11 protein-coding genes are annotated in these 10,174 nt (G+C 48.4%); 3 read left to right on the plus strand and 8 right to left on the minus strand.

The genetic code is table 11. The features are described from left to right. Positions 1-482: 482 nt before the first annotated feature. From Q0236_RS06890 to mobB, 4 genes are all read right to left on the minus strand, one after another. Positions 483-626 (minus strand): hypothetical protein, encoded by a 144-nt coding sequence (locus Q0236_RS06890; RefSeq protein ID WP_297916336.1) that lies wholly within the window; start codon positions 624-626, stop codon positions 483-485. A 336-nt stretch (positions 627-962) separates the two neighbouring features. After that, complete coding sequence (locus tag Q0236_RS06895; protein ID WP_295151906.1) at positions 963-1,172, minus strand: hypothetical protein; 210 nt, start codon at positions 1,170-1,172, stop codon at positions 963-965. Continuing rightward, entirely contained in the window at positions 1,172-2,020 is an 849-nt protein-coding gene (locus tag Q0236_RS06900) for a class 1 fructose-bisphosphatase (RefSeq protein ID WP_297916337.1), read from the minus strand. Before Q0236_RS06900 ends, Q0236_RS06895 begins: the two co-directional genes overlap by 1 nt. A gap of 10 nt (positions 2,021-2,030) precedes the next feature. Then, positions 2,031-2,519: a molybdopterin-guanine dinucleotide biosynthesis protein B gene (mobB, locus tag Q0236_RS06905; protein WP_297916339.1), complete on the minus strand. Its 489-nt coding sequence runs from the start codon at positions 2,517-2,519 to the stop codon at positions 2,031-2,033. Between the two features lie 100 nt (positions 2,520-2,619). Here mobB and Q0236_RS06910 point away from each other — a divergent pair, with 100 nt between their 5' ends. Together Q0236_RS06910 and Q0236_RS06915 are read left to right on the plus strand one after the other, a co-directional pair. Further along, positions 2,620-3,141, plus strand: coding sequence for a hypothetical protein (locus tag Q0236_RS06910; RefSeq protein ID WP_297916341.1), 522 nt, complete (start codon positions 2,620-2,622; stop codon positions 3,139-3,141). Between the two features lie 10 nt (positions 3,142-3,151). Then, positions 3,152-4,111, plus strand: coding sequence for a hypothetical protein (locus Q0236_RS06915; protein WP_297916343.1), 960 nt, complete (start codon positions 3,152-3,154; stop codon positions 4,109-4,111). Between the two features lie 262 nt (positions 4,112-4,373). On the opposite strand, the gene Q0236_RS06920 is transcribed toward Q0236_RS06915, so the two are convergent. From Q0236_RS06920 to gltX, 4 genes are read right to left on the minus strand one after another with little or no spacing between them, the layout of a single operon-like run. Further along, positions 4,374-6,707 carry a hypothetical protein gene (locus Q0236_RS06920; protein WP_297916344.1) on the minus strand — a complete coding sequence of 778 codons (2,334 nt, stop codon included), beginning with the start codon at positions 6,705-6,707 and terminating at the stop codon, positions 4,374-4,376. A 17-nt stretch (positions 6,708-6,724) separates the two neighbouring features. Further along, complete coding sequence (locus tag Q0236_RS06925) at positions 6,725-8,389, minus strand: lytic transglycosylase domain-containing protein (RefSeq protein ID WP_297916345.1); 1,665 nt, start codon at positions 8,387-8,389, stop codon at positions 6,725-6,727. Beyond that, complete coding sequence (locus Q0236_RS06930; RefSeq protein WP_297883309.1) at positions 8,386-8,682, minus strand: YggT family protein; 297 nt, start codon at positions 8,680-8,682, stop codon at positions 8,386-8,388. Before Q0236_RS06930 ends, Q0236_RS06925 begins: the two co-directional genes overlap by 4 nt. Next, complete coding sequence (gltX, locus tag Q0236_RS06935) at positions 8,669-9,985, minus strand: glutamate--tRNA ligase (RefSeq protein WP_297916347.1); 1,317 nt, start codon at positions 9,983-9,985, stop codon at positions 8,669-8,671. The genes Q0236_RS06930 and gltX overlap by 14 nt, the downstream gene beginning before the upstream one ends. A 114-nt stretch (positions 9,986-10,099) precedes the next feature. Between gltX and Q0236_RS06940 the strand changes: the two genes are divergently transcribed. Next, positions 10,100-10,174 (plus strand): MscL family protein (locus Q0236_RS06940; RefSeq protein ID WP_297916349.1); only part of this gene is annotated, 75 nt, incomplete at its 3' end.

The following is a 10,174-nucleotide window of genomic DNA, read 5'->3' on the forward strand; positions in this document are numbered from 1 at the left end:
GCTGCGAAAAGATCTATGGGCGCGGCTTTGCGAATAGATCGATGACGCACAGCTTTGCAAATGGATCGATCCTGAAATTTCACCCGCCAGCCGATCGGTTTTAAATTTAACGCAAGCGTTGCCGTAATGCGACTTGGCTTTAAAATTTTAACGCAACCGTCATAGCGCGCTCGGCTTTGAAATTTTAGCATGCATGGCTCGCGACGCACCTGCTTACCGAGCCTTGGCTGGCTCTGAAATTCTAATGCCGAGCATTGCGTGCGCTAGGCTATTTAAATTTAACGCAAGCGGTTGCATGCGCCTCGGCTTTGAAATTTTGGCGAGCGCTTTGCACGGCACGCATGCTCGACGAGCTTTAAATTTAGCCTTTAAATTTTAACGCGCAATCGCGGTTTAAATTTGCAGCTCTAATTTTGCGAGGCAAAATCCGCCGTCTCGCCTGCGCCGCTAAGTTTGCTAGTTTAAATTTTGCAAGGCAAAATTTAAACCGGCAAAAGATCGGCGGCGAACGGCGGCTCGCGCAAGTCGGTAAAATTTGGTCGCATAAATTTAAAGATCGCGGCTGAAATTTTGCGGAATGAAATTTCGCGCCTTAAAATTTTATCCGTAAATTTTAAAAACCCCACCGCGCCGCCTGAAATTTAATCGTGCGCCCGCTTTAAATTTAGCCGCTCGCTCACAATTCGGTTGTGCCCATATTTAAATTTTATCGCCCGTCGCAGAATCTTGCCCGCAAAACAGACGCACCGCAAAATAGACCCCGCCGCGAGGCTAAACGCGCCGTAAATTTTATCATTTCGCAGCGGAGCAAATTTTACACTACAAAGCAAGAACCTGCGCGCCGCCGGATTAAATTTACGTCGCAGAGCGAATCCGCGCCGCAGCCATCTTCGTAAAAAGCCCGCGAGACAAGGGCTTTAAGTAGCCTGCTTCGTAAAATTCCGCGATTGCAATAGCTAAATTTAAAACGAAAAATCCCCCGTCGCGCCGTGCGACATGCTCTCATAGACCGCCTTGACGTATTTATCGCGCACTGCGCAATCTAGCAGCTTCTCGCACTCCAGGCAGCTGGTGAGGTTGTGCTCTGCCTGGCACGCTTGTAGCGCGGCTAAGCTTTTATCCAAAATTTCGTCGTAAACGTCGCGCGGCGCGCTGCTCTCGGTATCCGCCATCAGTTTTTCTCGCCGTAAATTTCATGCATCTTCGCGATCTCGTACTTCGAGCCGAAAAAGCAAGGGCTGCTTTGGTGGATTTTCTCAATCTTTAGCTGTAAAAGCGAGCCGTTTTCGCCGTCGCTGGTGGCGCCTCCGGCGCGCTCGAAGATGAACGCAAACGGCAGCACTTCGAAGGTTACGCGAAGCTTGCCGCGCGGATGATCGCTAGTAGCGGGGTAACTGAAAAGTCCGCCGCCTTTTAATAAAATTTGATGCAGATCGCTTACCATCGCGCCGCTGTATCGCAGGCGGTAGCCCTCGTCAAACAGCGCCCGCACGAGCTTTCGGTGTAGCTCGCTCCAGCCCTTTTGCGTCGCGCCCGTGGCGTTTAGTTTGCCTTTTTCGTTCAGTCGTAGGTCTTTTACGAAGCTAAATTTGCCCTCGCGATTTAGGCGGTAGAGCTTTGGCGCGTCCTCGCAAACGACCATCTCAAGGCGCGGCCCGTAGATGCAATAGATCGCCGCTTTTAAGTTTGCGGGCGAAATTTCATCCTCATAGATGCCAAATATCGAGCCCACAGCGAAATTTACGTCCACCAAGCTCGAGCCGTCGAGCGGATCATAAGCGACGATTAGGCGCGCATCCTTTCTAAGCTCCAGCGCTTCCTCTTTTTCCTCGCTGATTAGGGCGCGCACGAGCGGGTTTTTGCGAAATTCCGCCTCGATTATGGCGTCGCTTTTTACGTCGAGTTTGAGCTGCGTATCGCCCGTGCTGTTGTGATGATCTGTGTAACCGAAGTCCGCGTATTTCAGCTCCTCGGCGATTTGTAGCGCGATATTTTGGATTGATTTTACGATCTCTTGCATTCTGTTTCCTTTACATCTTTTTGGCGTTTTTTAAGATCCATTCGCTGATACCCGCAGCGTCGTTGATGTCAAAATTTACGCGGCAAAATTTATCCATCTGCTCGCCGCTTAAATTTGAAGCGATCGCGTCCGAAAAGGGCAGATACGCCTCATCGATCCTGTCGCGAAACAGGCTTATGCGCGGCAGCGGCAGCGTCTTTAGCCCCTCTACGAGCAGGATATCGAAATCTCCGAGCATCCGCACGACTTCTTCGATTTGCATACAGCGCTGCGAAAAATAGCTCGTCCGCGTCGGGCTCATCACGACGGTCTCGGCGCCGAGCTCACTAAATTTGGCGCTGTCTTTGCCCTCTACATCAAAGCGCGCCTTATCGCCCGGATCGTGCTTTACGATCGCGATCCGCAGCCCGCTAGCGATAAAAATTTTAGCGATCTTGCAAATTAGCGTCGTTTTGCCGCTGTTGGAAGGGCCTGAAAATGCGATAGCAAGTCTTTTCATTTTTAAAATCCGGCTTTTTAAGATGAGCAGATTGTAGCGAATTTAGCCTTTTAAAAAGCAAAATTCGTTAAAATGCGCCTAAAATTTCAAAGGAAGATCGATGAAAAAAATTGATTTTAGCGGCGCGCTAAACGGCCTGCTAAAGGGCTCGCTCCTAGCCGCGCTAGCGCTATTTTTAAACTCCTGCTCCGCAAACGATCCCCGTCACGATCCGCTTAAAAACGAGTTTTTGGCCTATACGCAAAAATTTGAATCAGTGCGCGCGGGCGATCGTTATTTAAGCGTCGCTACATATCTAAATCCCGTCGCGCCCGAGCTTAGAAACGCCGCGGAGGACGAGGTGTTTTTGCTCACCTCCTATCCTAAAGAGATTCAGATCCGCGCGGTGCAGATTAACGGCGCAAACGCAAACGTAGTGCCGCTGCACGACGGAGATCCGCTTTTGCAAAAGGAGCTTTTTAAGATCGCGTGGGCGAGCCGCTACAAGATCACCGCGCCTAAGAGCGATAAGGACGAGCTGGTGCTTAGCTACCGCACCTCAAATGGTCTGGATGCCACGATGAAATTTCGTAAAATTTCAAAGTCGCTGTATTGGCAGCCGCAGATCGATCTGAAAGATTAAAGGAGAGAGGGTGGGCTACGACATAAGCTATCACGCGATCGGCAAAGATGAAATTTCGCAGTGGTATTTTGAGCCGCTAAAGCTCGCGCAAAAGGGCGATTTTGAGGCTATCGCTAAAATAGCGCGCGAAGCGGGGATGGATGAATTTTACGCAGAAAAATACGCGGATGGCTTCCGCTCGGCGCTGCAGTACGGCACAGGGGGCATTTTTAATAAAACGCATGGATTTCACCTCGCCGTGGCGCAGGGCTATTTTAGAGAGTATTTTTACACGCGCGGCACGGCGTTTAGCTTTTTGGCGGAGCAAAGCTCTAAATTTAAATCCTACATAAGCGATTGGCGCGAGGTTTTGCCGGCGGAATTTCTAGCGGAATTTAGCGGCGAAATTCATAACGAGATCATCGAAAACTACTGCTGCGGCGCATATCTTGGCGCCGATGGCGTGCAGAAACTGCTGCGCGATTATGAAGCGGACGGCGAGATAAAAGAGGCGATAGATGAGTTTTATGCGCAGAATTTGCCCGTGTTTTTAAACGCGCTAAATTCCGCCGCAGAGCTTGGAGTAGGGCTGCTTGAGGCTACCGAGGTGGTTGAGCCCAATCCGATCGATCTGAATAGGTCCGAGTCGTTTTCAAATCTTTTTAATTGTGATACGCAGGGCGCGCTGATCTACGCGGATATTGCGGCGCAGCAGATCGGCGAAGCCATAGAGCGCAGCAAGGCAGGCGGAAGCGGTACTGCGGGCGGAGAGAATTCTGCCTCGCGCGGCGCCAATGCAACGGGCAGCGGCAGTGTGATGGAAGCGGATGGCGGCGCAATTAAGGCAAGCGGCGAGAATTCCGTCCCGTGCAGCGGCGATACGATAGAAGGCGGCAGTGAGAATTCCGCCGCAGAAGATCATGAAGACGCAACCGCTGCGGGCAACGAAAAGAAGTCGCTTTTCGGTAAGATCAAAGGGCTTTTTAAATAGTAAATTTGATTGCTAAATTTTAAAGCGGCTTGCGGAGTCGCACGATTAAATCACGATTAAATCATCTCGCGCTTGCAGGCTCCGTGCCGTTAAATTTAACTAAAACGGCGCAGCGGCAGGCGTAAATTTAAAATTTGCCAAAATTGTAAAACGACGGCTTACGTATCCGAAGTTACGAAATTTTAAATCACCGCAAGCAGACCGCAAAAGCGTCTAAATTTAAACCTGCCGCAGCCTTTGCGGCGGATAAGCTGCGGATAGTTTATCTGTTTAAATTTTTGATCTTTTGTTGATACAGCGGCAGGTCGGAGCGGATTTTTATTATGACCGTATCGTCGCCGTGAGCGCCTCCGCCTATTAAAACGCCTCCGTCATCCGTGCTTACGGCGCTTTTGAGCCAAAAATCTTGCAATTTCGCTTTGTTTTCGCGCAATATATTGCCGTCCAGATCAAGCTCTAAAAATATCGTCTGATCCTCCGAAGCGTCGTTTGTGCCGATTAGAAGTAGCCCCTCTTTGTAGTTTGCTAATTTATAGGTCGCGTTTAGCGTATCGGGCAGATCGCAGACGCCGCGATCTCTTCCGCAAATTTGCTTTCTCCAAATTTCATTACCTAAGGCATCGAATTTTGCGATATTTGCGCCGAATTTTGCCAGTAGAAATATCGATCCGTCCTTTGCTTTTAGCAACTGCGCTTTTTGATCGATTACGAGTTCGTCCGAGGCGCCGCCTTCCATCGTGCGGGCGAAATTTACGCTCTTATGCCAAAGTTCGTCGCCTTTGGCGTTAAATTTTAAAAATCCGTCTTTTTCGATGATGAGCAGGATTTCGCTTTCGGATATTTTGGCTATCTTTGTCATGGCGCCGTCAAACGGCCTTTTGCTCTTTGCGATATTTAGCTTTTTCTTCCATAGCAGTTTTTCTCTCTCGTAAAAGCACAGATCGTCGTTTTCGTCTATCGCGGCAAATTTATCGCCGAAGCTCGCTACTTCTTTAAATTTAAGCGGAAATTCGTAGATTATCTTTTTCGTTTCGGTGTCTAAAATTTGATTATCCAAAAGCGCGTACGAGTCCATCGCCGCTACCGGTATATTGGCTGCGGATACCATATTTAATTTTTTGCGCCAAAGCTCCGCTCCTCGCTCGCTTAACTCAACTAGCGAGACTCGGTATTCGTCGCTCGCACTTGCAAGGAGCAGATATCCTTGCGGAGATTTTATTATGTTATCGACGGTTCTAAAGCCCTTTTTAGCGTAAGGAAGTTCCCAGATCGCGCCTTTTTCTTCGGGGCTTTTTTCGGCCAAAATTTCATTTTGCATCTGCGCAGATTGAGCGGATTTCTCGGCGGAGCTTAACGAAGCGCGATCAAGCCCACTTATGAACGCTCCGTTTTTCGTAAAATAGGAAAAGAATAGATATTCGCCGCGAGACTCGACGCTTACGCCTTTTAGGCTCTGCGGAAAGAGATATCTTTTTATCGGGGTGGGGTCAAGTTTGTTGCTAAAATCGATCAGATCCACGCTTGGAAACTCCCCCTTTTCGGATATTTTTTTGCCCAAGTAGGCTAAATTTAGATCCTCTATGACTTTAAAATTATTTAAGTGCGCGCCGCTGTAATACGCGCTTGATTGGGCCGTGTCGTTTTCGCCTAAATCATATAGCCCAAATTCGCTCCAATTTGATGAAAATACCCGCTTGCCGTCTTTGGATAGCGCCATTTTATCAATTTCTAAATACGGATGGGCGATATAACGGATCTGCTTTAAGATATTAAAGCTTTGCGCGGCATTTGCGCGGTACCTATGCATATCCGATATATCTAAAATATAAAACCCCGTCCAGCTTGCCAGCAAAAGCTCATTCTCAGAGAGTAGTTTCAGATCGCCGAGCTCCTTTATTTCGGATAATCTATGCGGTGCGCAAGCGTAATCGTATTCTCGCTTAGTGACTTTGGAAGGGGCGATAAAATAAGCAAGCTGCGTAAATTTATCATCTTTTACGTCATAGGCGGTAAGGGTGCTAAAAAAATCCTTCGCAAAAAGGGTGCGTCCGTCGGCTGAAAGCTCTATTTTGTTTACAAATCGCGCCTCAAGCCGAGCCGAAATTTTAATATCCCTTCGGTCGCTAAGATTCAGCTTATAAATTCCGAAATTAGGATCGGCGACGAATAGACTTTTGCCGTCTTTGCTCTGCGCGATATCTATGTAGGCGGGATCAAGCTCATGCTGCGGAAAAGAAAATATGCCCGCAAGCCTTAGAGTGCGCGGCTCGGTAACATCGATCAGGACGATACCGCCTTTGTCGTCGCCCAAGCCAAAGAGCGTATTTTGATCCTCAGAAAGGCGCAGCTCGTAAATTTCAAACGGAAGCTTAAGCGCGTTTTTTGCAAGCTCTCTTTCCTCTAAATTTAGCTCTTGCAGCGCGCCGCCCTGTTTTTTGGCAGCGGCAAGATCGCTTTTAAGGATTAAAATTTCATCCTCTTTCAGCGATTTCGCGGCATCTTTGGCAGCCGAAAAATTTTGAGTCGCCGCGCAAATTTCGCAGATAAAAGCCGAAGCGGCTAAAATTTTAACTATAAAATTTCGCTTTGCTTTCATTTCGCCGCCTCGTAAATTTATCTAAAATCGTCGCTTCTGCTCGGTATCAGCAGATCTTGCAGCTCCTGCTGCACCGAGACTTTCGCGCGCGGATCGAGGATCTGCGAGTAGATGATGAAGTTTGCAAGCACCTTTTTGCCGTAGTCCCTGCTCTCGGCATACGGCACGAGCTCCATACTAAGCCACGGCTCAAATTTGCCCTTATTAAACATATCGCCGCGCTGAAGCATCTTTTTGACGAGCCCGAGCCCGCCGTTGTAAGCGTATGCGATGAAAACCGGGCTGTAAATTTTACGCTCCAGCCAGTCGATGTGGATGTTGGCGAAGCGGTAAGCGACCTCGGGGCGGAACATATCGTCTTGATCGAAGCCGTCGATTTTGAGTTGCTTTTTTCCGATTTCGTTAGCCAAAAACGGCATAAATTGCATCATCCCAAGCGCATACGACGTAGATACCGATGCGGGCACGAAGCGGCTTTCTTGGCGGGCGAGCGCCAAAATTAGCGCCTTGCGGCGATTATCGCCGTCGCCGATATACTCCATAAACGGCGTCGGATAGAAGTTGTCCTTGCCGCCGCTTGCTTTATTCATGATGTATGAGTACTCGCCGATGCTTTGTTTGGTGTCGAATTTTTTTGCAAATTCCAAAAGCTGCTCGCGAGACATCCTATCGGCGCTATTTTTCGTGCGAACCCAAGCGAAAGGATCGGTGATGTCGTAGCCCTCGATGGAATTTTTAGCGGGGTTTGGGATGATGATGTTTAAATTTTTATTTCCCGAAATCTCTTTGGCATAAAGCGCGTAGAGGCTGTAGTATTCGCTTGTAGCCAGCTCTTTTACGATATTTTGATCGCCGCTTAGAAGATATATCCAAAATTTCGCATTGTGCACGTCGTGAGGCTTCTCAAAGCTTGCAGCTGCGCGGCTAAAAAACGCAAGCGCAGCCCCTTCGTCGCCCTGCATGACGGCATTTACGCCCAGCATAAACGCTACGTCCTTCTCCGCGGTTAGCGGATCGACGCCCGTGAGCGAGCGGCGCAAGTGCGGGTATTTGCGGTTGATTAGCGCGTCGTTGAGAACCGCTTTGAAGCCTTTTTGCGAAGCCAGTTCGCTTACGAAGGCTGCGTTGGCGTCGATGTCGATCAGAGCGTCCTTGCCGGAGCTTTTTAGATAATTGTAATATAAAAAGTAGTTTTGCGCATTGCGACTTTGCATAAAATACTCGCTCGGATTTTCGTCGTTAAATCCGCGCAGTAAATTTACGGCGTTTCGCGAAGCCGCGTCTTGGTGACTCTCTAGTTGCAAAGCGAGCGTCTCGCGCACGGACGGACTTAGCTTGGCGATGAAATTTGGATATGAGCGCGCCTTTTTGCAGGTTAAATTTGCATCTAAAATATTGGCGGAGGTAACGCCTGCACAGCGATCCGGACGCTTAGGAGCTTTGGCGATGCCGAAAATTCTATCGAGCTTATCTTTTAGCTTGCCTTTGTAGCGGAAGATACTCTGTTTTAAAATTTTAATCTCCGCTTTGTTGTATTTCGTCTCATCTATTAGGCGATAGATGTAATAATCCTTAGCTAGGGATTTGGGTTCGTTTTTAATCTCCTCGTAGCTTAAAATTTTACCGCTACTTGCGGCGCACAGTAGTCCCAAAACAAGGCTAAATTTCAAAAATATTTTCAAATGACTGTCCTATTGATGATATAGATTATCGCGCTGTCAAAGAAGTTAAGCACGAGCAGGATAAGAAGCGGCGAAAGATCAAACCCGCCGAAAGTCGTAGGCAGATAGCGGCGCACCAGCGCAAACGCAGGCTCCGTAAGCGCAGAGATCGCGCGGACGATTTTATAAAATTTACCGAACGGATTTGGACGGATGAAACTTAAGACGCAGGCGACGAAAATTAGCATCATATAAGCTTGAATCACGTAGTGAATACTCACTAAAATGCCGTAAAATACGCTATTTAGTAGCATCGAGTATCTCCTTTAAATCGGCGCGGATCAGCGGATACAGTTCGCTAAGCTCTGGTCCGTGAGGTGCGCCGGTTAGTAAAAATCTAAGCGGCATAAATAGGCTCTTGCCCTTTAAATTTGTAGCCTGCGAAAGCGCCGCTTTGAAATCATTAAATTCTGCTGGTGCATCGTTTGAGCTTAATAAATTTAAGATCGCCTCTCGCAGAGCCTGCGCCTGCGCCGCCCACTCCTGCGGGATATCTTTCGCGCCGTAGATCGCTGCGATCTTTTCTTTAATCTGCGGAATAAGGCTTGCTTCTTGAGTGTAAAATTTTATCAAAGGCGCAAATTTAGGCTCAAGCTCAAAAAGCTCCGCCAGGCGCTGCTCGCTCGCTCTTTTGATATGCTCGCGGTTTATAAAGGCGAGTTTGTCCTCGTCAAATTTAGCCGGGCTTTTTGAAATTTTAGCGATGTCGAAAAACTCCACCGCCTCATCCATGCTAAAGACCTCTCGCGGCGTTTTGTTGCCGAGCAGGATCAGATAGTTCGCGATCGCCTCGGGCAGGTAGCCGCTTTGAAGCAGCCATTTTACCGACGAGCTATCCTCGCGCTTGCTCATCTTTTTGCCTTCGGAATTTAAAATTATCGGCAGGTGGGCGTATTTGATCTCGCCGTCGTAGCCGAGGCTTTGGCGGATCCAGTTTTGCTTTGGCGTGTTTGAGACGTGATCCTCGCCGCGGATTACGAAGCTCACGCCCTGCATCATATCGTCGCAGGCGCAGGCGAAGTTATACGTAGGCGTCTTGTCCGCGCGCATTATGACAAAGCTGTCGATATTCTGCGGCTCAAATGCGATACGGCCCTTGATCGCGTCGGTAAATTCCAGCGCGTGATCCGGTTTTTTAAGGCGGATGGTAAAGGGCTTTTCGCAGCCAAGCACCTCCTCGTCGCTTAAATGCTCGCAGTGCCCGTCGTAGCGATACGCCTCGCCCGCGTCCTTTGCGGCTTGCTTTTTAGCCTCCAGCTCTTCCTCGCTGCAAAAACAGCAAAACGCCTTTTTTTCGGAGAGCAGCTTGGCTGCGAACTGCTGATGAAATTTTAAATTTTTGCTTTGATAATACAGGCTCTGCCATGAGATGCCGAAGCGCTTTAAAATTTCGATTATCTCTTGATCTTTGCCTTCGATATTGCGCGCAGTGTCGGTATCCTCGATGCGCAAAATAAAGCCGCTTTTATCCTGCAGCGAGCAGATGTAGTTAAAAATAGCCGCGCGTAAATTTCCGATATGCATATCGCCGGTGGGCGACGGAGCGAAGCGATACAATTTAGGTCCTTTGGGTTTAAATTTAAGCTCAGATTATACTTTTTACTTCCTAATAAAAAGCAAAAACAAAGCAAAAATAGGCTAATATCGGCGCATCTTATTCAAGGAGACAATATGAGTTTCATTCAGGAATTCAAAGAATTCGCGATGAAAGGAAACGTCATCGATATGGCAGTGGGTGTCGTCATC

The organism is uncultured Campylobacter sp., assembly GCF_938031315.1.
Lineage (GTDB): Bacteria > Campylobacterota > Campylobacteria > Campylobacterales > Campylobacteraceae > Campylobacter_B.

Coding starts and splice junctions, on each gene's coding strand:
- Q0236_RS06895 (WP_295151906.1), bottom strand. CDS start 1,172: ATGGCGGATACCGAGAGCAGCGCGCCGCGCGACGTTTACGACGAAATT.
- Q0236_RS06900 (WP_297916337.1), bottom strand. CDS start 2,020: ATGCAAGAGATCGTAAAATCAATCCAAAATATCGCGCTACAAATCGCC.
- mobB (WP_297916339.1), bottom strand. CDS start 2,519: ATGAAAAGACTTGCTATCGCATTTTCAGGCCCTTCCAACAGCGGCAAA.
- Q0236_RS06910 (WP_297916341.1), top strand. CDS start 2,620: ATGAAAAAAATTGATTTTAGCGGCGCGCTAAACGGCCTGCTAAAGGGC.
- Q0236_RS06920 (WP_297916344.1), bottom strand. CDS start 6,707: ATGAAAGCAAAGCGAAATTTTATAGTTAAAATTTTAGCCGCTTCGGCT.
- Q0236_RS06930 (WP_297883309.1), bottom strand. CDS start 8,682: ATGCTACTAAATAGCGTATTTTACGGCATTTTAGTGAGTATTCACTAC.